The following is a 21766-nucleotide window of genomic DNA, read 5'->3' as shown; positions in this document are numbered from 1 at the left end:
CCGACAAGTCAAACCCTGGGGGAGGTCAAACCGATGAGCCGCAAACCCGTTGTCAGAATGGCGGAGCTGGAGATCGATCCGGACACGCTTGAAACCTATCGCGCATTGCTCACGGAAGAAATCGAAGCATCCCTAGCGCTGGAAGACGGCGTCCTTTCCCTGAGCGCTGTTTCCATCAGGGACAACCCAAACCGGATCCGTATCCTTGAGGTCTACGCCGACCAGGAAGCATACGAGGCCCATCTGCGAACACCGCACTTCCTTAAGTACAAAAACCAGACGGCGCACATGGTCACATCGCTGACGCTTATCGAGGTCGATCCGATCGCAATGCGTGCCAAGCCATGAACTGGGACGATGTCCGAATTTTCCTCGCTGTCGCCCGCACCGGACAAATCCTTGCCGCCTCGAAGCGGCTGGGCCTCAATCACGCCACGCTCTCGCGCCGGCTGACTTCGCTCGAAGAGGCGCTGAAGACGCGGCTTTTCATCCGCCGCACGAATGGCTGCGAGCTGACGGCCGAAGGAGAAGTGTTCCTGGCATCCGCAGAGCGGATGGAAACGGAAATGCTCGCAGCACAGGCCAGCCTCGGCCACACAGATACGGCAATTGCCGGGACTGTGCGCGTCGGCGCGCCCGACGGCTTCGGTGTTTCCTTTCTTGCGCCGCGCATGGGCAGGTTGATCGAGCGCCATCCGGAACTGAAGATCCAGCTCGTGCCGGTTCCGCGCTCTTTCTCGCTCTCGCTGCGCGAGGCCGATATCGCCATCACGCTCGAGCGACCGGACCAAGGGCGGCTCGTTTCCTCGAAGCTGACGGATTACACGCTCGGCCTTTATGCCTCGCGGGATTATCTGGCGTCCCAGGGAACACCTGCCGATATCGACGCGCTCAAGGCGCATCGCCGCATCGGCTATGTCGAAGACCTGATCTTCACCGCATCCCTGAATTTTTCCGGCGCAGTGATGCGGAGCTGGGATGCAGGCTTCGAGATTTCGACGGCGATCGGACAGACGGAGGCAGTGCGTACAGGCGCCGGCATCGGCATCCTGCACGACTATATCGCCCGGCAGTATCCGGAACTCCAGCGCATCCTGCCCGAGGTTTCGATCCGGCGCGCATACTGGACGACCTATCACGAAACGGCGCGCGACCTACTACGCGTGAGGAGCGTCGCCGATTTCCTCCAGGAACTCGTCAGCGCCGAACGGCATATTTTTCTTTAGGTCTCGAAAGCGTGTTTTGCCGGCTCGTCGTTCTCGTCGGGATTGGGAACGGGTGCCTCGTCAGGCAGCCTGTCCGGCTCCGGCTCCTTGATCGGCGGTACCGGCTTCCAGCCGGGCCCGGGCATCGGCGGCTGGTCTGGAATGGGTTCGTTGGGCACGGACATGACCGCCTCCCTTTCATGATCTTGGTTCTGCTTCGTGATCTTGGTTCTCAGCGATATCAGGACAACTTGTCCGGCTTCAGCGATTCGGCAGCGCGCATCGGCATGCTGTCGATGATGGCGAAGAGCTCGCCATCGGTAATCGGCTCGCTAGCCTTGAGCTTGACGGTGCCGTCCTTGCCGAGAAGGAAAGCGGCGAATTCGCCGACCTCCGGCACGTCGAGATCGCGGCGGATCGCTTCGCCGTCGAGGCCGTCAACCGCACCGAAGAGTGCTCGAACGCCGGTGCCCGAAACCTTCAGCACCACTAGGTCGCGCTCGTCGAGGGCCGAGCGATTGGCCAGCAGCTGATTTTCCTGCCGGCCGGCGCGGGAATTATCCCTGTCGGCGAAAAGGATGAAGACGCGGTTCTTCCACTGGAACTGGGCGAGGCTTTCGATCGGCGCATAAGCGCTGTTCGTCTCGTCGATCTTGGTCGCGCCGTAGAGCAGGGTTTTCGACATGCATATTCTCCCGTTAACATGGAGAACGACCCGGTGCGACATGGGTTCCATCGAAACGATAGGAACAGTATCTTTGTCGGCGACGATCTTCGAGCAGCGGCATCCGGCTCCAATCGGAATTAGTCGTTTGGCATTTTCGCCGGCACGCTCCATCGCCTACGCATCTGGATAAACGCATTCTGCTCGTCTGAGCTGCTATACCTTCTTCACCTTCCGTTCGTTTCCCAGCCAGGATAATGCAACCGGAACACTCCAGCCAAGACTGATCATTTGTGGATTCAGATCAACAGAAATGGCCTCTCATGTTTTGTTTAAAGGCCATTCATGTCGATGCCACGCCCGCGGCTGACAGCCCGCTGGCGCCGTTCCGAGATGATCTGCTCACTGCTTTCCCTGCGGACTGCCTGCTGCAGGACCTTCAGCTTTTCCTGCATCGCCTCGAAGGCGCGGCGCTGCACCGGTGGGAGGTGGTGGATGAGATCATTCTCGTCTCGGAGGATGGCACTACGACCGAATCGCTCGTCGAGCGCCTGGCTGACGGCCTCGAATTCCCGGCGAATGTCGGGATCGAGCGAAGCGGCCGATGCATTCTTCTTGCGGCCGTTGTTCTTCGCCCCGGTGGTCAACCGCGTGAGCACATCTTCCGCCGCCTTCGACAGGCCGGGAATGGCGACTGCCATGCGCCGTCGCTCCTCGGCAACAGCCTGGCGTTCGCCATCGAGCACATTGACGTAGGCCGAACCGAGCGCGCGCAAGCGGGCGGCGGCTTCAGGCACGGCCTGCACTGCCTCCTTCCGCTCCCGGCCGGAAGCCAGCATCCGGTCCATCAGGCGATCGGAGCCGCGTAGTGCACCGTAGGCGGCCGGATCGTTGGTCACTGCAGCGGCGATGCGGTCGGCGGCAAAGCCTTTCTGAAGCAATTCTTCGATCTTGCCGACAACACCGGCCGGATCGCGCCAGATCGTGCTTGCCACGGCCGCCAGCGCTGCTCGCTGCTGACGATAAAGAGGATCTGAGAGAACACGAGATCTCGCCTCCTCGTCGACAGGGGTCTTAAACTCAGTGACGGCGGCGAGCATGGGGACATTCTCCTTCTCGGGATCGGCACTGGCGCCGGCAACGATCTTCGAACGATCCCGCCGCTCGGCGAGATGCTGCTCGTCGGCAAAGCGCTTCACGGCCTCGAACAGCCGCGTAAGCTCTCCGCGTCTTTCATCCGTGAGGTCTTCCGGCATACGCTCGATCATATTGCGTTCGGCAACCGCATCGGCCTTCGAGGTAAACGCGCTCCAGTCGAAGCGGGCGCTCAGCGCCTCGCTGACCGCCTTGACCTCCTGGACGAGCGAGCGGTCTTCGGTGGCAAGCGCAAAGGCCGCCTTGTAGGCGTCGTCACCACCTTGCTTGCGTACCGCCTCGATCTCGACGAGACGCGCCATCGCCGTCTTCGAGAGCGCCGGGATTGGCAATGACATATGGGCGCGGCGTTGTTGCTCGCGGCTTTCGAACCGCACGGCGTTTCTTCGGAACTCCGTTGCATGAGCGCGGGCCAACGGCAGCAACTCTTCCAGGGTCACCGTTGCCACGCCGCGTTCGTCGCGTGCCGCACGGCCGTCGACGATCAGATCTGAACCACGCAGGCGGCCGAGCCGATCCGGTGCTGCGGCAAGATCGTCGGCAAGCCTGCGAGGTTCGATGCTCATATCCGAGGAAAGCGCGTTCAGCGCTGACAGCGCCGCATCCGGGTCACGATAGATCTTCTCCAACAACGGCCGCAGGATGGCTTCCCGCTCCGTCCACGCCGGGGACGAAAGCTGAGCCAGGCGCGCATCCTCGGCGACGCTGCTGGCGAATTCCGTGGTGGGTGCGATCAGATACCGCACACGGGCAGCATCTGCATCCGAGACAGTTTGCGTTTCAATTCGCGCCTCGTTGTAGGAGACGCGCCGTTCCCGCTCGATCGCAAATCCGAGCGCAACGCTCGCCGGCTCCCAAAGCTTTGCCAGCTGTTCGCGCTTCTCAGCAATCCCGGCCCACCGCCGGGAAACCTCCTCTTCCATGCCGGCCGCAGCTTGAGAAAGATGATCGAGCCCACGACGCCGGGCGAAGTCGTCGGCATGGGCCTGGTAGCCGGCCTCGCTCTCAAAATCGAGCGTGGTCGTCTTGGCGCCGGAGCGCGACAGGCGCAGGGTGAGCTGCTTGAACAGGTCCGGCCGATGGCTTTCCCGCTCGATGCGCTCCAGGCGTTCTGCGACGGTTTCGACCCGACTGGCGGTCCAGACATTGCGGTCGACTTCTCTTTCCTCGAATCGCTTCTGGCCGGTTTGTTCATCGACGATCGGAACCTGAACCTTGACCTTCTCGACACCGTCCTTGCGCAGGGTCACCGTGTCGCCCTGGGAGACACCACCTTCTTCGAGCGCCTTCGGCAAGCTCACACCCCAGAGACGATGGACGGCTCCGTCATCCGTCTTTACGTCGGCATAAGGACTGTCGTCGGCGTCCTCATCATTCGGCCGGAATTTGGCTTGTCCGGTTTCCACGAGCTCACCGGTCACGCCGGCAGCATGATCGACACGCGGCTTCCTCCCCCATTCCGGCCTCGCCTCAAAATCTTCCTTCGCGGCATAGAGGTCAGCGCGGTCGCGATGTCGGGTCATCGACACATAGGTCAGGTGCTGATCCATCATGCCGGTGGCGAGCACGAAGGTTCGCTCGACGGTCGACCCTTGAGACTTGTGAATGGTCGCGGCATAGCCGTGATCGACATTGCGATAACTGTCCTCACTGATGACGACGTCACGGCCATTGTCGAGACGGACCGAAAGCAGTGTATCACCGCGTTTGTCCCCGGTGGAAACGACCGTACCGAGCATGCCGTTCTTCACATATTGCGGGCCGAGGCGGGGAGCACGGGGCTCGAGGAAACGGGCATTCTCCAGGAAGATGATGCGGTCGCCGGCAGCGAATTCCCGTGCACCACGTGCGGTCTGGAATGAGCGGCCCTCACCCAGCGCGCCCTCTCCCGTCATCACCGATCGCAGCGCTTCGTTCAGACGCTTCACGTCTTGATTGGTGTGGGCGAGCACGAGAAGCTCATCGCCGCGAGGACGGCCGTCATTGCCCGTCGCAGCAGAGTTCCGGATTGCCTGTCGGAGCGCCTTCGTCCAGTCGCCGACGATCCGCGCGATGACTTCGTCTCGCGTCTCTGCCTCGACAAGGTGGCCCTGCTGCGCATAGGCATCAAGACCTTTCTCCGTCTCGCCACGCGCAAAAAGCCGCGATGCCTCGCGCGCCCACGGCTCCCGCTGGCGGCGCACGCCGGCGAGTTCAGCAAAACCGATGCGCTCGGTTATCGCCCGGAAGGCCGCACCCGCCTGGATCGGCTGGAGCTGCATCGCATCGCCGACCAGCACGACTTTCGCCCCCGCCTGTTCCACGAGCTTCAGCACGCGGGCCATTTGCTGCGACGACACCATGCCGGCCTCATCGATGACAACCACATCGCCGCGGTGAAGCGTCTCGTGTCCATTGGCCCAGATGAGTTCCCAGGAGGCGAGTGTTCGCGATCTGATGCCGGAGCTATCTTCCAGTCCTTCGGCGGCCTTGCCGGCAAGGGCAGCACCGATCACCCGGCGACCTTCGCTTTCCCAGGCAACACGTGCGCCGGCAAGCAGAGTCGATTTGCCGGCACCGGCAAGGCCGACAATGGCCGCAATGCCGCTGTCGCCGGCGACATGACGGATGGCGTCCACCTGTTCTGCATCGAGCTTGAAAGGCTTTTCGGGATCCTGGGTCTCGACGTTCTTGACGGCGGCCGCGACATGCCGTGACGAAACGGCAAAACCGCGACGTTCCGACAAGACCTGCGCCGACCGCGCCATGTCATATTCGATGCGAAGAATGTCGCGCGTGGTGAAGACGGCGGGTTCGGCCATCTTTCCCGTTTCGGCATCGACCTGCTGTGGCTTCAAGAGGACCAAATCGTCAGACGCCATCAGCCGCGCCCGGATATTGGCGAAGACCGCGGGATCGTCGACGGTGCGGTGCAGCGCCTTGGCGATATCGCGCTCATCGAAGGTGGAGCGTTCGTTGCCGAGCTGCTTTAGCAGAAGCTCAGGATCGGCGAGCAACCGGTCGGCCATTTCCTGCCGGCGGGCGAGATCGGCCGGCGCGAAATACATCTCGGCACCCCGGCGGGAAAGGGCTGCCTTCTCCGGCCCGAGATGTCTTTGCGCGATGCCATCGAGACCCTGCTCGGCATAGGAGCGGCCATCGATCCGGATCTCGTGGCCTGCAAGCGCCAGGTGCCGGTTGGCCGTCTCCGCCCAGGCGACCTTCCAGGCCTGCAAGGTTTCCTTGTCGCCGCCCCATGACTTATAGACAATCCGACCCCCGGGCCGCCCGGGCGGGAAGAAACGCAGTGGCTTGCCATTCTCTCCCAAAACAGGAGTGTTTTTCGGCCCGAAGCCCTCCTCCGTCAGCGGTCTCACGGTCGTCAGTAGATGGAGGTGCGGATTGCCGTCCTTGTCGTGGTAGACCCAATCGGCAACCATTCCCTCGGACGTGAAATTATCACCGACGAATTCGCGCACCAGTGCGATGTTCTCGGCCCGCGTCAGCTCTTCCGGCAGCGCGATGATCAGCTCGCGCGCCAGCCGCGCGTTTGCCAGTTTCTCGAAAGCTTCAACAGCGTTCCACAGCGCTTCACTGGCACCAGCGACCGAACGCCCCTCAACCGCCGACCGCAGCCAATCCGGCGCCTGATCCGGCAGGACCAATTCCTCGTGCATCAGCTCGGAGGCGCCGCGCCGATAGCTGAACGACGTGCCGGCCAGTTCGTCCATCATCCTAGTGCGATGACGATAGGCGGCGGCCGCGACGATGTTGCGTCCCGCGCCCCGGCTGATCACCTGCGCTCTGACGAACATGATCGCCATGATTGTCCTCGCATATTCGGTTGCACCAACGAGCGAAATCGCTCTTTCACAATAGTCAGACCGAGCGACTGACGCGCTCCGCGCTTGTCTCCGGTTTTCGCGCGGGTCCATCAACTGCGACAAATAGGCGATTTAACTGTTTTATTCAAGATAGTATAATCCGAACCTTATTTCACGCTTTGTTCGCCCTAGTGCACGGGTTCCAGCTACGCCGTGATCAGGCGGTCTCTGCACCTACGTGCTTGAAAAGCTTCAACACTCTCTAGCATGGGTCGGCAACCGGGTGGGACATAAGGGCAAAACAGGAGTTGAGCGATGCTAAAATTGCCAGTAGACGATATTGGAACTTTCGCCTATCGATTGCTCATGAAATCGTCGCTTGAACATATGCCGCTTCGCAAACAGCGAGAGCTCGGCCGGGTTCTCGAAATCCTGCACGAGGAATTCGAGGACGCGTTGAAAGAGGGTACGGCCGACTTCAAGAAGCGCGGCAGGATCTTGAAGATCATCCTGTTCGGCTCCTACGCCAAGGGTGGATGGGTCGATGAACCCTTTACCATGAAGGGGTATCGCTCCGATTTCGATCTGCTGATCATCGTCAACAACCGCAAGCTCTGCGAGTTCGCCGAAATTTGGTACAAGGCGGCTGACCGGCTAATCCACGATAAGTCGATCGAAACACCGGTGAGCTTCATCGTGCATTCCAGACGGGAGGTGAATACCTACCTCAAGGAAGGGCAGTATTTCTTCTCCGACATTCGCAAGGAAGGCATTGTTCTCTACGAACTCGACGATGAGCCGCTGGCCCAGCCCGAGCCTCTTTCGTCGGAGGATCGACTGCGGTTGGCGAAGGAGCATTTTGAGCAAAGGTTTGCCGAAGCCAGCGCTTTTCTTGGAACAGCTGAATTTCAACTCAGCAAGTCGGAAAGGACCGGGGACTCCTGGTCAAACCTGTCCGCATTCAGCCTGCATCAAGCACTCGAACAAGCCTACTCTTGCGTCCTGCTGACTCTGACCAACTACGGCCCACCATCGCACAACATCAAGTTTCTGCGCTCGCTTGCTGAGGAGCAGGACCGTCGTCTGGCCGAGGCCTTTCCGCGTGATCAGCACAAAGAACGCGCCTGGTTCAACACACTGAACGAGGCGTACGTGAAGGCGCGCTATTCGAAACATTACGAGATCAGCGAGGAGGCGTTAGGCTGGGTTCACGAGCGAACGACGGTGCTTCTCGATCTGGTCAAGACGGTTTGCAAAGGGCACCTGGAGATCCTTAAAGGAACAGCTGGCAGCGACGTAATCAAGCGAGATTCGCTGTCATGCGGTTGACGAGCTGCGTGAATGGAATTCGGCATCTCGGGCACGAGCCGCTACAAAATCTTCAATTGCTACAAAGATGACCACCGGGAGGCGCCGACGGATCGGTCTCGGCGGCTGATGCGTTGCGCCAACCAACTACCTTAGCCGGTCGAGGCGATAGTCACGCAGGTGCCAGAAGATCCAAGAACTGCTGGTCAAGGGCCTGGCCGGTGATGTGCGCGTGCCGTCGAACAGAGGATTTTGCGAACGATCGACGACACGTTCGGCACGAGGTTGCCACCCATGTCTTAGGGACGATCTGTTACCTATGTCTTCGATATGGACAAGTGGGAGATGGTACGGTTGGGGGGTCTCGAACCTCCGACCTCAGGTGCCACAAACCTGCGCTCTAACCAACTGAGCTACAACCGCATAAATCGCGCTTGGCGCGACGGGGGTCACATACGAGGACTTGGAGATGAATTCAAGCCCCATTCCTCGTCAATATACAAAAAGGCTGGACGCGAGGTCCAGCCTTTTATCTCCGATCGGTAAAGACCGATCAGGCAACCTTGAAGGAAGCCATGGCCTTTTCGGCGGCGTCCTTGGAGGGCTTTGCGAGCTTTTCGGCCACCTGCTTGGTGGTTTCCTGGATCGACTTGGCCTGCTCGACGGTGAGTTCGGCCTGCTTGCGGATGAACGAGGTCTGCAGCTCGAAGAATTCGGCCGGCGACTTGACGCCAAGCAGCGCTTCGAAGTGCGACAGCGAGTTCTCGGAATTGATACGCAGGATGTCGATCGCCTTCAGGCCGATCTCGACCGAGCCGGCCTGCGCCGTCTGGACGGTGGCTTCGAGCGTCTTGCCGGCTTCCTCGCCAGCGGTCTTCAGCTTGGCATAGGCATCCTTCGACTGCTGAGCGCCCTTTTCGGCGAATTCACGGAAGGATTCCGTGAACTTGGACGGGTCGAAAGAAGCGATTGAAAAAACGTCGTCGGTCTTTATGGTAGCCATGGGTCGCATCCTTTGGGTTGAGGCAGCCGCTGCCTGCGTTTGTTGGATGATGCTTATATAAGACATTTCATTGTGCATTGCAACAATTATTGTGCATCGCACAAGACGTTAACCTTTCCGGCCGAAAACCCCCTCCTCTTCTGGACCGGCATGCGCCCCGCAGTTATTAATAAGCCGTTAATTTAAGAAGGCCGACAGCGACAAGGTTCGAACATGCCCGCAGTCCAATATCCGTTCATCGATATCGCCGTGCATGCACGGGTGCGGGAACGCTTTTCACGCGGCGAGGCCATGGTGCTGTTTTCGGCCGATCTTGCGCGCCTGCTCTGGGCGAACGGTGCGGGTGCGGAGCTTTTCGGCCATTCGGCAGTCTATGACCTGCTCGATCAGGGGGTCGACCGCACCGACATCACCTTCCGCCAGCTGGAAACGGCGGCACGCCAGTTGACCGATATCGGCGACAGCCGCAGCCTGATGATCCGCGTTGCGAAGGGCTTCCAGCGTGCACAGGTGCAGGCGGCGGCCGAACTGATCCGGCTTTCCCAGGGCGAAAAGGCCATCCTGTTTTCGGTGCCGGCCTCGGCAAAGCCGCTCGCGGCCGGCGCATCGGCGGCCCAGATGCTGCAGGGACTTGATGATCCCGACACGCATATGGCGGTGATCGGCGCCAATGGCGAGGTCATCGCGGCTTCGCCGGGCTTTGCCTCGCTCGGGATCTCCGAGCAGACGGCAAAGACCTTGATCAACCTTGCCGGCGCCCATCCCGACCGATTGGTGAAGCGACCTGTCGCGACCGGCAGAGGCAATCTTCCGGCCGCGGTCGGCAAGCTCAGCGACGATCCGGCGCTCAATCTGCTCTTTGCGGTGGAGACCGCGATCGGTCATCTCGACCCGCTGGACGCGCCCGCGCTCGATCCAGTCGATGCGCCCACGCTCGATCCCGTCGATGCGCCCGCGCTCGACCCGGTCGATGCGCCCGCACAGGAAGAAAGCGCGCCGCCGGCCGAAGCGCTTCAGGACGAACCTGTCGCCGCTACAGGCTTCACCGAAATCATCGACGCGGTCTCCGGGATCGAAGAGGTAGAGGAGACTCTCGAGGAGATCGCCGGCGAAAGCGAACAGCCCGCCGAAACAGCCGCGGCATCCGCAGAGGAGGCGATTGAAGAGACGCACCCTGCCGCGGATGCGAAGCCGGAGAGCGATGGCGACATGATCGATAGCGGCGCGGATGAGGCCTCCGAGCCCGCCGCGGTCATCGAGGACGATGTGGCCTCCATTGCGGAGACGGTGGAAACGCTGACGACGGCGGAACTGCCTGCCGAAGCCAGCGAAACGCCTATCGAAGACACGCCGGAAGTGGTCCATGAAGAGCCCGTCATCGCAACGCTTGTGGTCGCCGACGTGCCCCCTGCCCCTCAGCTTGCGGCTGAGCCCGGCTTCGTCTTCAGACCGAACAGCCGCGCTACGCGCTTCGTCTGGAAGATCGACGCCGAAGGCCGGTTCACCGAGGTCAGCCACGAATTTGCCGAGGCCGTCGGTCCGCATGCGTCCGACATCATCGGCTCTCCCTTCGGCGACGTCGCCGCCCTCTTCAATCTCGATCCTGACGGCAAGCTTTCCGAGGCGCTCGCCCGCCGCGACACATGGTCGGGCAAGACGATCCTCTGGCCGGTCGAAGGCACCAGCCTCGTCGTTCCGGTCGATCTGGCGGCGCTGCCCACCTATACCCGCAACCGCGACTTCGATGGCTTCCGCGGCTTCGGCGTCGTGCGGCTTTCCGATGCGCAGGAAGATCCGCTGGCGCTCGGCCTGACACTCGGCCCTGATGGAATCGGCCATGATGCAGCGAGCCTCGGCCCGCCCGCCGAGACCATTGCCGAGGTGGCACACGAAGCGGAGACAGTACTTGAAGAGCCCGTGATCGATCCCGCCCCGACGCAGGAGGTCGAGGATCAGGCGGTTACGGCAAGCGAACCACAGACGGAGCCAGCGCCGGAAGAGATTTCTACCGAGCAGGCGGCCATCGAGACACCTGCCCAGGAAAGTGCTGCAGAAAAAGCGGAAGGCAGCGCCGATGCCGGCGACGTTTCCGCCGCCGAGCCGGTAGCGGAACTTCCGCAAGAGCCGCCGGCGCTTCGGATTTCGGAAACGCCCAATCGCCGTTTCTCCGACAAGATCGTTCAGCTCCACAACAGCGGCGCCGGACTGACGGCTGCCGAACAGGCCAATTTCCGCGAGATCGCCAAACGGCTCGAAGCCTTCGGCACCCGCAAGGAAGAACCTGCCGCCTCGGCGCCGATGGAACCCAGCGCCACGGTGCCGGCGGAACCCGCCGTCACGGAAATGGCCGGCTTCGAAGAGGCCTCCGGACCCGAAGCGTTCGAGGCCGAAACACCCACCGCCGACGACGCAGACATACCGTCGCTCAAGGAGATCACGCCGCAGGAAGCGATCTTCGAGAATGCCGTCGAGGCGGAGCGCGAAGACGATGACGCCGCCGAAGAACCGGCTGTCATCGCCGAGGACGAGGCAACGGAAGGGCTGGAGGAGACGGCCAGCCAGATCGAGGTTCTCACCAGCTTTATCCCGCCGCGCATCAAGATGACGGACGGGCTGTCGGTGGGAACGGTCGATCAACTGCCTGTTGCCGTGCTCATCCATATCGGCGATGCGCTGATCCATGCCAATCCGGAATTCATGCGGTTGACGGGCTACGGTTCGCTCGAGGCATTGCGCGAAGTGGGCGGCATCGAAGCCCTGCTGCAGCGCCGCGAACTTGAGGAGAAGGCCGCAGGCTCCGGCACCATGATGCTCGTCAAGGCCGACGATACGCTGGCGCCGGTAACCGCGCGGCTGCAGTCGGTGCGCTGGGAAGACGCCAACGCCCTGATGCTGGCGCTGATGCCGGTGGAAGGCAAGGAAGATGGCCGCAGCGACGCAAACCGGACCGATGGCCGGTCCGAGGGCCGCTCTGAAGGCCGCTCTGAAGGCCGCCCCGAGCGGATGGTCGAGAAGGTCGCCAAACTCCAGGTCGAAGTGGAAGAATTGCGCTCGATCCTGGAAACGGCGACCGACGGCGTCGTCGTCATCGGCACGGAGGGCGACATCCGCTCGATGAACCGGTCGGCCAGCGCGCTTTTCAATTACGACGAACAGGAGACACGCGGCAAACCCTTCGTCATGCTGTTTGCCCATGAGAGCCAGAAGGCAGTCATCGACTATCTGAACGGCCTCTCCGACCATGGCGTGGCAAGCGTGTTGAACGACGGGCGCGAAGTGATCGGCCGCGAGGCCGCCGGCGGTTTCGTGCCGCTGTTCATGACGATGGGCCAGCTGACATCCTCCAACGGCTATTGCGCCGTCATCCGCGATATTACCCAGTGGAAGCGCACCGAGGACGAGCTGCGCAACGCCAAGGGTGCGGCCGAAACCGCCAACGCCCATAAGACCGATTTCCTCGCCCGCGTCAGCCACGAGATCCGCACGCCGCTCAACGCCATCATCGGCTTTTCCGACATGATGGCCGGTGAGCGCTTCGGGCCGATCGGCCATCCGCGTTATATCGAATATGCCAACGACATCGGCCGCTCCGGCCGGCACGTCCTCGATATCGTCAACGACCTGCTCGACATTTCGAAGATCGAGGCGGGCGAGATGGATCTCGATTTTGCCGCCGTCGGCCTCAACGAGGCGGTCTCCGAGGCCGTGGCTCTGGTGCAACCGCAGGCGAACAGCCAGCGCGTCATCATCCGCACGGCGCTGTCGCATGCCGTGCCCGAGGTCGTGGCGGATCTGCGCTCGATCAAGCAGATCGCGCTCAACATCCTGTCGAACGCCATCCGCTTCACGCCATCAGGCGGGCAAATCGTCGTTTCGACGTCCTATGAGGCGAATGGCAGCGTTGTCCTCAGGGTCCGCGATACCGGCATCGGCATGACGCGCAGCGAGCTCGACCAGGCGATGAAGCCGTTCCGGCAGGTCTCCTCGACCCAATCGCGTCATCGCGGCGACGGCACCGGGCTCGGCCTGCCGCTGACCAAGGCGATGGTGGATGCCAACCGAGCGACCTTCTCGATCAATTCGGCGCCGAACGAGGGCACGCTCGTCGAGATCACCTTCCCGTCGCAGCGGGTGCTGGCCGGTTGATAAAGAAAAGGCAGCCAAGAGGCCGCCTTTGAATTTGGTGCTGTTCAACAAGAGCTCAGTCGATCAACGTCATGTTTCGGAGGCCCGAAGGCCCCAGGCCGCATCGTTCATGTGCGGCCCCCAAGTTAGCTTCACCTTTGACAAACCTTTCTTAACGAAAGGTTTCCATGACAGGAAATTGATAAAGGGTGAAAGCTTGTAATGTGCGATCGCTGTCAATCCTTCAGCTCGCTTAGCCCGGCGAAGAGCCCCAGCGCCTCTGGATTGGCAAGCGCTTCCTGGTTCTTCACCGGCCGACCGTGAACGACCTCGCGCACGGCAAGCTCGACGATCTTGCCGGACTTGGTGCGGGGAATATCGGCAACCGCGATGATCTTCGCCGGCACGTGCCGCGGCGAGGCGCCGGTGCGGATGCGGGTCTTGATCGCCTTGACGAGATCCTCGGTCAACGTCACATCCGGGGCAAGGCGGACGAAGAGGATGACGCGCACGTCGTCGTCCCAGTCCTGGCCGATGCAGAGCGCCTCGGCCACTTCCTCCATCTGCTCCACCTGATTGTAGATCTCGGCGGTGCCGATGCGAACGCCGCCGGGATTGAGCGTCGCATCCGAACGGCCGTGGATGACTAGGCCGCCATGCTCCGTCCATTCGGCGAAATCGCCGTGGCACCAGACATTGTCGAACCGGTCGAAATAGGCGGCGCGATATTTGGCGCCATCGGGGTCGTTCCAGAACATCACCGGCATCGAGGGGAAGGCCTTGGTGCAGACGAGTTCACCCTTCTCCCCGCGCACCGGCTTGCCGTCATCGTTCCAGACGTCGACGGCAAGGCCGAGGCCGGCCCCCTGGATCTCGCCGCGCCAGACCGGCTGCAGCGGATTGCCGAGCACGAAGCAGGAGACGATATCGGTGCCGCCTGAGATCGAGGCGAGCTGTACGTCTTCCTTGATGCCCTCGTAGACGAAGGTGAACCCTTCCGGCGACAGCGGCGAGCCGGTGGAGGTCATCAGCCGCAGGCTGGAGAGATCGTGGCTGACGCGCGGCGTCAGCCCGCCCTTGCGCACCGCGTCGATATATTTCGCCGAGGTGCCGAAGATGGCGAATTTTTCGGCCTCGGCATAGTCGAACAGCACGTTGCCATCGGGGGCGAAGGGCGAACCGTCGAACAGGCAGAGCGTTGCGCCGCTGGCGAGACCGCTGACCAGCCAGTTCCACATCATCCAGCCGCAGGTGGTGAAGTAGAACAGCTTTTCGCCCGCCTGCAGGCCGCAATGCAGCCGCTGCTCCTTGAGGTGCTGCAGCAGCGTGCCGCCGGCCGAATGCACGATGCATTTCGGCACGCCTGTCGTGCCTGACGAAAAGAGAATGTAGAGAGGGTGCGAAAAGCCAAGCTGCGTGAACTCGACTTCCCTTGCCTCATAGGGCGCGACGAAGGCTTCAAGCGTCGAAGCCTCCGGCGTTGCCCGCGCCACCGCCTTGGCATCGCCGGCGTAATGGACGATGATCGTGGGAACACCCAGGCTTTTTGCAACCGTGGCGACCTTGGCGCCGACATCCTGCAGCTTGCCGGAATACCAATAGGCATCGCAGGCGATGAACAGCCTTGGCTCGATCTGGCCGAAGCGGTCGAGCACACCCTGCTCGCCGAAATCAGGAGAACAGGACGACCAGATGGCGCCGATCGAGGCGGCGGCGAGCATGGCGGCGACGGTTTCCGGCATGTTCGGCATCATCGCGGCGATGCGGTCACCCTTGCCGATGCCGCGTGCTGCGAAGGCCTGCTGCAGCTTCGAGACCAGCACACGCAGCCGGTCCCACGACCAGCGGTCCTCGGCCTTGTCCTCGCCGCGGAAGATGATTGCATCACCCTCACCGCGGCCCGACAGCAGGTTTTCGGCGAAGTTCAGCGTCGCATCGGGAAAGAAGCGGGCTTCCAGCATGCGGTCGCCATTGGCTAACACCTCTGCGCCACGCTCTCCCTTGACGCCGCAGAAATCCCAGACGGTCGACCAGAAATTCTCCCGCTCGGCCACCGACCATGCATGCAGATCCTCAAAGCCTGAAAGAGAAAGCCCGAAATCGGCATTGCAGCGCTCCATGAAGGCATGGATCGGGCTTTTTGCAACGGCATCCGCCGAGGGCACCCAAAGTGGTCTGTTATCCTGCATTCAATCCTCCTCCCCAATGCCGTCCTTATACCATGCTGCATTGCATTATAAAGCGTGGAACCGACGCGATCCGACGCCCAGAGTATGATGTCGAAAAGTGCGAGCGATTTTCGGACGACATCATGCTCCAACTATTTAATTGAAAGTGCTACAGCGTCCTTTGCGCGTCTGAAAAGACGCGCGGCGCTGTAGGGATTTGCATATGCCTGATATTTCCTATATCCGGCGAAATCAGCGCATAACGGGATGACCGGCTGAATTTGCCGGCGGAGATCATGAGCACGTCAAGACATCGCAGGTGGCGCAGGAAGATCGGACCCGTTTCGCGCTGGCTTCCGGCCTTCGCCCGCCTGTCGACGGTGTTCCTGCTGATCGCGCTGGCGCTTTTCGTGGCGCTCAGGGTTGCCGCACCCTATCTCATCTCGACCGGCTTCGTGCGCTCCGGCATCGAGGACACGCTGTCCAAATGGACCGGCTACCATGCCGAAATCAAAGGTAGTCCGGTTCTCGAATTCTGGCCGACGCCACGCATCACGCTGAACCAGATCACCATCCGCCAACCGCGCGAAAGCGGCGACAAGCTGCTCGGCAGCATCGAAAGCCTGTCGGCCGATTTCAGCCTCATCGACGCGTTGAGAGGCCGGACGAGCTTCCACGAATTCCACCTGGTGCGCCCCAACCTGGCGCTGACGCGCGACGAAAAAGGGCTGATCGACTGGAGTTATGCCGGCCTGCTGGCACGCGCGATCAGCGGCGTACGTTACGAAAACGGAGCCGAGGTGCTCGATCCCGATCTCGATGCCGAGATCGGCGCGGTGACCGTCGAGGACGGCACGCTTGTGGTCACCGACATCAAGTCCGCCAGGACCTATCATTTCGACAGCGTCACCGCCGATATCGCCTGGCCGAGACTATCCGGCGCGATCTCGGCGGTGGTCATCGCCCGTATCAACGGCGAGGACCTGAAAGTCGATTTCGCCTCGCGCCAGCCGCTGCTCGCCTTTGCCGGCAGGAATGCCGAGACACGGACGTCGCTCACATCGAACCTTTTGACCGCGCACTTCCAGGGCATTGCCAGCATCGCCAATCTTTCGACCCTTTCCGGCAATATCACCGCCAGCATTCCCGATGTGCCCGCACTTCTGACATGGTCGGGCAAATCGATCCCCGGCATCGCAACGCTGAAGAGCGCCTCGCTGGAATCCGACATCATGTCGTCGGGCAACGGGCTGCGTTTCAACAATCTCAGCCTCTCGCTGAACGAAGCGAGCGCCACCGGGGTGATGGACCTTTTTACCCAACCCGGCAAACGACCGAAGATCGGCGGCACGCTTGCCTTCGACCAGATGAACCTCAAGCCGTTCCTCGACGCCTTCGCGCTCAGGCTCGCCGCCGGCGAGGCGGAGGAAATCTCCGCCGGCATCAGCGGACCGTTGCGGGTGCTCGATGTCGACGTCAGGCTTTCGGCGCGGCGCGCGCAGATGGGTCTCTTCGAGCTTTCCGATGTCGGCGCCAGCATGATCGTTGCCGGCGGCGAGGCGAAATTCGATATTGGCGACAGCCAGTTCGAAGGCGGTGAAATGACCGCGCATCTGGAAGCGACGCAGCGCGACTTCGACGGCGGCGGCAAGCTGCGGCTGTCGATCCGCAATGCCGACTTCGCAGCCCTTGCCGAGCGCCTGCAGCTGAAGGGTCCGCTGCCGCTTGCAACCGGATCGCTCGATCTCGACCTGCAGTCGCCGAAGGCGATCTGGACGACCGGTCTTGCCGACGTCACCGGCAGGCTGCACTTCTGGACGAGGGAAGGCACGATCCCCGGCATCGACGCCGCAGCGCTCCGAACGCAGGCGGCCCAAAAACCGTTCTTTCCGCTGAGCGCGGCAGCAGGCGGCGCCTTCGCCTTCAACCAGCTCAACCTTCAGGCCGATTTCGCCAACGGTTCCGCCGAAATGCACGACGCCCGCATCGCCGGCCCCACGCAGACGCTGACGCTTTCCGGCGTCATCACCTATCAGTCGAACGGGCTGGCACTTTCCGGATCGCTGGCGGCGACCGATCCTGCCAAGGCGGCGGAGCTGCCGCTTCTGCCGTTCTTTATCGGCGGCTCATGGCCGAACCCGGTGATCTCGCCGGTTCCGCTTTTCGGCAATCCGCCTCAGGCGCAATAGAGCGCGTCGCACGGCATCAGGCGCCGGCGGCCGCCGCACGCTCGTCCCGCTGGCGCTGGATTTCACGGCGCTTGGTGACGACCGAGGCGCAGATGACACCAACGGTCACGATCGCGATCAGGATCGTGCACACCGCATTGATCTCAGGCGTCACGCCGAGGCGCACCTGACTGTAGATCCTCATCGGCAGCGTGGTGGCGCCCGGCCCCGAGGTGAAACTGGCGATCACCAGATCGTCGAGCGACAGGGTGAAGGCAAGGATCCAGCCGGAGAGCACAGCCGGGGCGATGATCGGCAAGGTGATCTCGAAGAAGGTCCGCACCGGCGGCGCGCCGAGATCCTGCGCCGCTTCCTCGATCGATTGATCGAAACTCAACAGGCGCGACTGCACGACGACGGCGACGAAGCACATGGTCAGCGTCGTATGCGCGAGCGTGATCGTCCAGAAGCCGCGGTCGAAGCCGATCGCGACGAAGAGCAACAGCAGCGACAGGCCGGTGATGACGTCAGGCATGACGAGCGGCGCGTAGATCATGCCCGAAAACAGCATGCGGCCGCGAAAGCGCGTGTAGCGCACCAGCGTCAGCGCCGCCATCGTGCCGAGGATGGTTGCGAGCGTCGCCGACAGCAGGCCGACACGGATCGTCACCCAGGCGGCGTCGAGCAGGCCCTGGTTCGAGAGCAGCGAGACATACCACTTGGTGGAGAAGCCGCCCCAGACGGTGACGAGCTTCGATTCATTGAAGGAGAAGATCACCAGCAGCACGATCGGCAGGTAGAGAAAGGCAAAGCCGAGCGTGACGGAGATGATGTTGAAACGGGTCCATTTCAGCATGACTTATTTCCCCCGCTCTTCGGCCTTGGCCTGGGCGTTCTGGAAGAAGACGATCGGGATTACCAGGATCATCAGCAGGATCGTTGCTACCGCCGAGGAGACCGGCCAATCGCGGTTGGCGTTGAATTCGTTCCAGAGCGTCTTGCCGATCATCAGCGTCTGCGAACCGCCGAGCAGGTCGGGAATGACGAATTCACCGACGGCGGGGATGAAGACCAGCATGCAGCCGGCCACCACGCCGGGGATCGACAGCGGAAAGGTGACGCGCCAGAAGGCCTTGATCGGCGTGCAACCAAGATCCTGCGCCGCTTCGATCAGCGTACCGTCCATCTTCTCCAGAGCCGAATAGAGCGGCAACACCATGAAGGGCAGATAGGAATAGACGATGCCGATATAGACGGCGGTATTGGTGTTGAGGATGATCAGCGGACTGTCGATGATGTGCAGCGACAGGAGAAGCTGGTTGAAAAGCCCCTCCGGCTTCAGGATCGCGATCCAGGAATAGACGCGAATCAGGAAGCTCGTCCAGAACGGCAGGATGACCAGCATCACCAGCGTCGGACGGATGCTGCGCGGCGCCTGTGCCATGCCATAGGCAATCGGATAGGCGATCAGCAGGGTCAGGAAGGTGGAGATCCCGGCAATCACCACGCTCGAGACATAGGCATTGAAATAGAGCGAGTCCTCGGTGAGGTAGCTGTAATTGTCGAAGGAGAGCTCTCCGATCTTGCTCCAGAGCCCGGCCCAACCGTCGGCAAGTGAGAAGACGGGCTCGTAAGGCGGCATGGCGATCGCCGTCGTCGACAGCGAAATGCGGAAGACGATGAAGAACGGCGCCAGGAAGAACAGCAGCAGCCAAGTATAGGGAATGGCGATGACGAGGCGATTGTAGAGGCCGGACGCGAGCTTGCCCATGATGTCAATCCTTCAGCAGAATGCCGGCGTTCTCGTCGAAGGAGACCCAGACTTCCTGATCGTAAGTGAAGGGGTCGTCGACGGAGCGCTGCGCATTGAGGGATGAGGCCTTGACGATCTTGCCGCTCTGCAATTTCACATGGAAGACGGTCATGTCGCCGAGATAGGCGATGTCCCAGAGTTCGCCCCTGGCTGCGTTGACCGAAGCGTTGGCGGGAGGCGTGCGCCCGACCCGCATCTTTTCCGGCCGGATGGCGAAGCCGACGGCGCTGCTGGCCGAGGGTGTCTCGGCGGCGGCGACACGCACGCTGAAGCCGCTGTCGATTGATATCTCGATGGTACCGTTGCCCGATGAGGCGACCTTGCCGTCGAAGATGTTCACGTCGCCGATGAAATCCGCGACAAAGCGGGAATTCGGCGCCTCGTAGATTTCGGCCGGCGTCGCCACCTGCACGACCTTGCCATGGCTCATGACGGCGATGCGGTCGGCCATGGTCATCGCCTCTTCCTGGTCGTGGGTGACGACGACGAAGGTGAGGCCGAGGTTCTGCTGTAAGTCCATCAGTTCGAACTGGGTTTCCTCGCGCAGCTTCTTGTCGAGCGCGCCGAGCGGTTCGTCGAGCAGCAGCACCTTCGGGCGCTTGGCAAGCGAGCGAGCCAAGGCCACGCGCTGGCGCTGGCCCCCGGAAAGCTGGTTCGGCTTGCGGGAGGCGAACTGCTCCAGCTTGACGAGCTTCAGCATCTGCGAGACGCGGTCAGTCATCTCGTCCTTCGACATGCCGTCCTGCCTCAGGCCGAAGGCGATATTCTTCTCGACCGTCATGTGCGGGAAAAGCGCATAGGACTGGAACATCATGTTGACCGGGCGCCTGTAGGGCGGCGTACCGGCCATATCGGCGCCGTCGAGAACGATTTCGCCCGAGGTCGGCTGCTCGAAACCTGCGAGCATGCGCAGGAGCGTCGACTTGCCGCAACCCGACGCGCCGAGCAGCGCGAAGAACTCGCGGTGATAGATGTTCAGCGACAGATCGTCGACGGCGGTAAAATCGCCAAAGCGCTTGGTGACATTCTTGAAAGCAATGAAGGGTTTTGCAGACGGATCGGTCCAAGGCGCAAAAGCGCGGCGGATATTGCCGAGAGACTTCATATTATTCCCCGAAATACAAGGTTCTGCCGGCCTCCACCCCGGCCGGTAATTGAAAGGCCCGGACGTTTCCGTCCGGGCCTAAGGCTGAATTACTGGCCGGTGACGACCTTCGTCCAGAGGCGCGTCCCCAGGCGCTGCGTTTTCGGATCCCACGGCTTGACCGTGAAGAGGTTCTTCATCACCTCTTCGGTCGGATAGATCGCCGGGTCTTCCAGAATCTCCTTGCTGACGAACTGCTGCGAAGCCTTGTTGCCGTTGGCGTAGAAGGTGTGGTCGCTCGCCTTGGCGATGACCTCAGGCTTCATCATGTAGTTCAGGAATTCGTGGGCTTCCGCGACATGGGGCGCATCGGCGGGGATCGCCATCATGTCGAACCACATCTGGGCGCCCTGCGAGGGGATCGAATAATTGACCTCGACGCCGTTCTTGGCTTCGGCCGCGCGGTCGCGAGCCTGCAGCATGTCGCCGGAATAGCCGAAGGCGATGCAGATGTCGCCGTTGGCAAGCGCATTGATGTATTCGGACGAGTGGAACTTGCGGATATTGGGGCGCACCGCCGTCAGCAGCTCTTCGGCCTTCTTGAAATCCTCAGCCTTTGTGGAGTTCGGGTCGAGGCCGAGATAACGGAACGCCGTGGAGATGACGTCCTTCGGTGTGTCGAGAACGTAGATGCCGCAATCCTTGAACTTTTCGGCGACCTTCGGATCGAAGATCACTTCGAGGCCGGGCTTGACATCGGGACCGAGGATTTCAGCGACCTTCTTGACGTTGTAGCCGATGCCGTCCGTACCCCACATGTAATCGACCGCGTGTTCGTTACCGGCGTCATATTCGGCGGTGCGCTGCTGGATCACATCCCACATGTTGGAAATGTTCGGCAGTTTCGACTTGTCGAGTTTCTGGAAGACGCCGGCCTGGATCTGGCGCTGCAGGAAGTCGGCGGTGGGAACGACGACGTCATAACCCGTGCCGCCGGCGAGCAGCTTGGTTTCCACGGTCTCGTTGGAATCGAAGGTGTCGTAGACGACCTTGATGCCGGTTTCCTTGGTGAAGTCGGTCAGGATGGAGTCGTCGATATAATCCGACCAGTTGTAGACGTTGACCACGCGCTCCTGCGCAAGGGCCGGCGCGGCAGCAAGGAGTGCGGTAACGGCGGCGGCCGTCACGCATAGGATGGTTGACCTCATGACTTCTCCTGTTTTGTTCAAAGATTCCGCACCCGGGGTATCTTTTCCCTCTGGTTTTCGAC

General features: G+C 61.6%; 14 protein-coding genes and 1 tRNA gene. 5 read left to right on the top strand and 10 right to left on the bottom strand.

From position 1 onward, the window contains the following. Nucleotides 1-33 precede the first annotated feature (33 nt). Together RL_RS04065 and RL_RS04060 are read left to right on the top strand one after the other, a co-directional pair. Nucleotides 34-348 carry a putative quinol monooxygenase gene (locus RL_RS04065; protein WP_011650528.1) on the top strand — a complete coding sequence of 105 codons (315 nt, stop codon included), beginning with the start codon at nucleotides 34-36 and terminating at the stop codon, nucleotides 346-348. Then, nucleotides 345-1226 carry a LysR family transcriptional regulator gene (locus RL_RS04060; RefSeq protein WP_011650527.1) on the top strand — a complete coding sequence of 294 codons (882 nt, stop codon included), beginning with the start codon at nucleotides 345-347 and terminating at the stop codon, nucleotides 1224-1226. The genes RL_RS04065 and RL_RS04060 overlap by 4 nt, the downstream gene beginning before the upstream one ends. Here RL_RS04060 and RL_RS40055 read toward each other — a convergent pair. The 3 genes from RL_RS40055 to traA all read right to left on the bottom strand — a co-directional run bounded on the left by RL_RS40055 (nucleotide 1223) and on the right by traA (nucleotide 6827). Continuing rightward, nucleotides 1223-1390: a hypothetical protein gene (locus RL_RS40055; RefSeq protein WP_017992985.1), complete on the bottom strand. Its 168-nt coding sequence runs from the start codon at nucleotides 1388-1390 to the stop codon at nucleotides 1223-1225. The genes RL_RS04060 and RL_RS40055 overlap by 4 nt on opposite strands. Before the next feature lie 56 nt (nucleotides 1391-1446). After that, a complete protein-coding gene (locus RL_RS04055) occupies nucleotides 1447-1890 on the bottom strand; it encodes a DUF4174 domain-containing protein (RefSeq protein WP_011650526.1) in 444 nt (147 codons plus the stop codon). Nucleotides 1891-2201: 311 nt separating this feature from the next. Then, nucleotides 2202-6827, bottom strand: a complete 4626-nt coding sequence (gene traA / locus RL_RS04050) for a Ti-type conjugative transfer relaxase TraA (protein WP_011650525.1) — start codon at nucleotides 6825-6827, stop codon at nucleotides 2202-2204. A gap of 315 nt (nucleotides 6828-7142) precedes the next feature. Between traA and RL_RS04045 the strand changes: the two genes are divergently transcribed. After that, nucleotides 7143-8156, top strand: a complete 1014-nt coding sequence (locus tag RL_RS04045; protein ID WP_011650524.1) for a nucleotidyltransferase and HEPN domain-containing protein — start codon at nucleotides 7143-7145, stop codon at nucleotides 8154-8156. A gap of 325 nt (nucleotides 8157-8481) precedes the next feature. Here the strand turns inward: RL_RS04045 and RL_RS04040 are convergent. Continuing rightward, nucleotides 8482-8558, bottom strand: a tRNA-His gene (locus RL_RS04040). Nucleotides 8559-8688: 130 nt separating this feature from the next. Beyond that, on the bottom strand, nucleotides 8689-9138 hold the full coding sequence (locus RL_RS04035; protein WP_003545621.1) for a phasin: 450 nt from the start codon (nucleotides 9136-9138) through the stop codon (nucleotides 8689-8691). 213 nt (nucleotides 9139-9351) lie between these two features. Here RL_RS04035 and RL_RS04030 point away from each other — a divergent pair, with 213 nt between their 5' ends. After that, nucleotides 9352-13284, top strand: a complete 3933-nt coding sequence (locus RL_RS04030; protein WP_011650523.1) for an ATP-binding protein — start codon at nucleotides 9352-9354, stop codon at nucleotides 13282-13284. A gap of 215 nt (nucleotides 13285-13499) precedes the next feature. On the opposite strand, the gene RL_RS04025 is transcribed toward RL_RS04030, so the two are convergent. Then, entirely contained in the window at nucleotides 13500-15452 is a 1953-nt protein-coding gene (locus RL_RS04025) for an acetoacetate--CoA ligase (RefSeq protein WP_011650522.1), read from the bottom strand. A gap of 275 nt (nucleotides 15453-15727) precedes the next feature. Here RL_RS04025 and RL_RS04020 point away from each other — a divergent pair, with 275 nt between their 5' ends. Further along, nucleotides 15728-17620: an AsmA family protein gene (locus RL_RS04020; RefSeq protein ID WP_011650521.1), complete on the top strand. Its 1893-nt coding sequence runs from the start codon at nucleotides 15728-15730 to the stop codon at nucleotides 17618-17620. Nucleotides 17621-17636: 16 nt separating this feature from the next. On the opposite strand, the gene RL_RS04015 is transcribed toward RL_RS04020, so the two are convergent. From RL_RS04015 to RL_RS04000, 4 genes are all read right to left on the bottom strand, one after another. After that, nucleotides 17637-18455 (bottom strand): ABC transporter permease, encoded by an 819-nt coding sequence (locus RL_RS04015; protein ID WP_011650520.1) that lies wholly within the window; start codon nucleotides 18453-18455, stop codon nucleotides 17637-17639. A gap of 3 nt (nucleotides 18456-18458) precedes the next feature. Further along, on the bottom strand, nucleotides 18459-19370 hold the full coding sequence (locus tag RL_RS04010) for an ABC transporter permease subunit (RefSeq protein ID WP_011650519.1): 912 nt from the start codon (nucleotides 19368-19370) through the stop codon (nucleotides 18459-18461). A 4-nt stretch (nucleotides 19371-19374) separates the two neighbouring features. Beyond that, a complete protein-coding gene (locus RL_RS04005) occupies nucleotides 19375-20517 on the bottom strand; it encodes an ABC transporter ATP-binding protein (RefSeq protein WP_011650518.1) in 1143 nt (380 codons plus the stop codon). A gap of 89 nt (nucleotides 20518-20606) precedes the next feature. Then, nucleotides 20607-21704, bottom strand: a complete 1098-nt coding sequence (locus RL_RS04000; protein ID WP_011650517.1) for a polyamine ABC transporter substrate-binding protein — start codon at nucleotides 21702-21704, stop codon at nucleotides 20607-20609. Nucleotides 21705-21766: the final 62 nt, after the last annotated feature.

This window comes from Rhizobium johnstonii 3841, from assembly GCF_000009265.1.
GTDB lineage: Bacteria > Pseudomonadota > Alphaproteobacteria > Rhizobiales > Rhizobiaceae > Rhizobium > Rhizobium acaciae.
This window is presented reverse-complemented; position numbering and strand designations above follow the sequence as displayed.

What these genes read in the sequence shown, in the direction of transcription:
- RL_RS04065 (WP_011650528.1), top strand. Translation starts at nt 34, where the DNA reads ATGAGCCGCAAACCCGTTGTCAGAATGGCGGAGCTGGAGATCGATCCG.
- RL_RS04060 (WP_011650527.1), top strand. Translation starts at nt 345, where the DNA reads ATGAACTGGGACGATGTCCGAATTTTCCTCGCTGTCGCCCGCACCGGA.
- RL_RS40055 (WP_017992985.1), bottom strand. Translation starts at nt 1,390, where the DNA reads ATGTCCGTGCCCAACGAACCCATTCCAGACCAGCCGCCGATGCCCGGG.
- RL_RS04055 (WP_011650526.1), bottom strand. Translation starts at nt 1,890, where the DNA reads ATGTCGAAAACCCTGCTCTACGGCGCGACCAAGATCGACGAGACGAAC.
- traA (WP_011650525.1), bottom strand. Translation starts at nt 6,827, where the DNA reads ATGGCGATCATGTTCGTCAGAGCGCAGGTGATCAGCCGGGGCGCGGGA.
- RL_RS04045 (WP_011650524.1), top strand. Translation starts at nt 7,143, where the DNA reads ATGCTAAAATTGCCAGTAGACGATATTGGAACTTTCGCCTATCGATTG.
- RL_RS04035 (WP_003545621.1), bottom strand. Translation starts at nt 9,138, where the DNA reads ATGGCTACCATAAAGACCGACGACGTTTTTTCAATCGCTTCTTTCGAC.
- RL_RS04030 (WP_011650523.1), top strand. Translation starts at nt 9,352, where the DNA reads ATGCCCGCAGTCCAATATCCGTTCATCGATATCGCCGTGCATGCACGG.
- RL_RS04025 (WP_011650522.1), bottom strand. Translation starts at nt 15,452, where the DNA reads ATGCAGGATAACAGACCACTTTGGGTGCCCTCGGCGGATGCCGTTGCA.
- RL_RS04020 (WP_011650521.1), top strand. Translation starts at nt 15,728, where the DNA reads ATGAGCACGTCAAGACATCGCAGGTGGCGCAGGAAGATCGGACCCGTT.
- RL_RS04015 (WP_011650520.1), bottom strand. Translation starts at nt 18,455, where the DNA reads ATGCTGAAATGGACCCGTTTCAACATCATCTCCGTCACGCTCGGCTTT.
- RL_RS04010 (WP_011650519.1), bottom strand. Translation starts at nt 19,370, where the DNA reads ATGGGCAAGCTCGCGTCCGGCCTCTACAATCGCCTCGTCATCGCCATT.
- RL_RS04005 (WP_011650518.1), bottom strand. Translation starts at nt 20,517, where the DNA reads ATGAAGTCTCTCGGCAATATCCGCCGCGCTTTTGCGCCTTGGACCGAT.
- RL_RS04000 (WP_011650517.1), bottom strand. Translation starts at nt 21,704, where the DNA reads ATGAGGTCAACCATCCTATGCGTGACGGCCGCCGCCGTTACCGCACTC.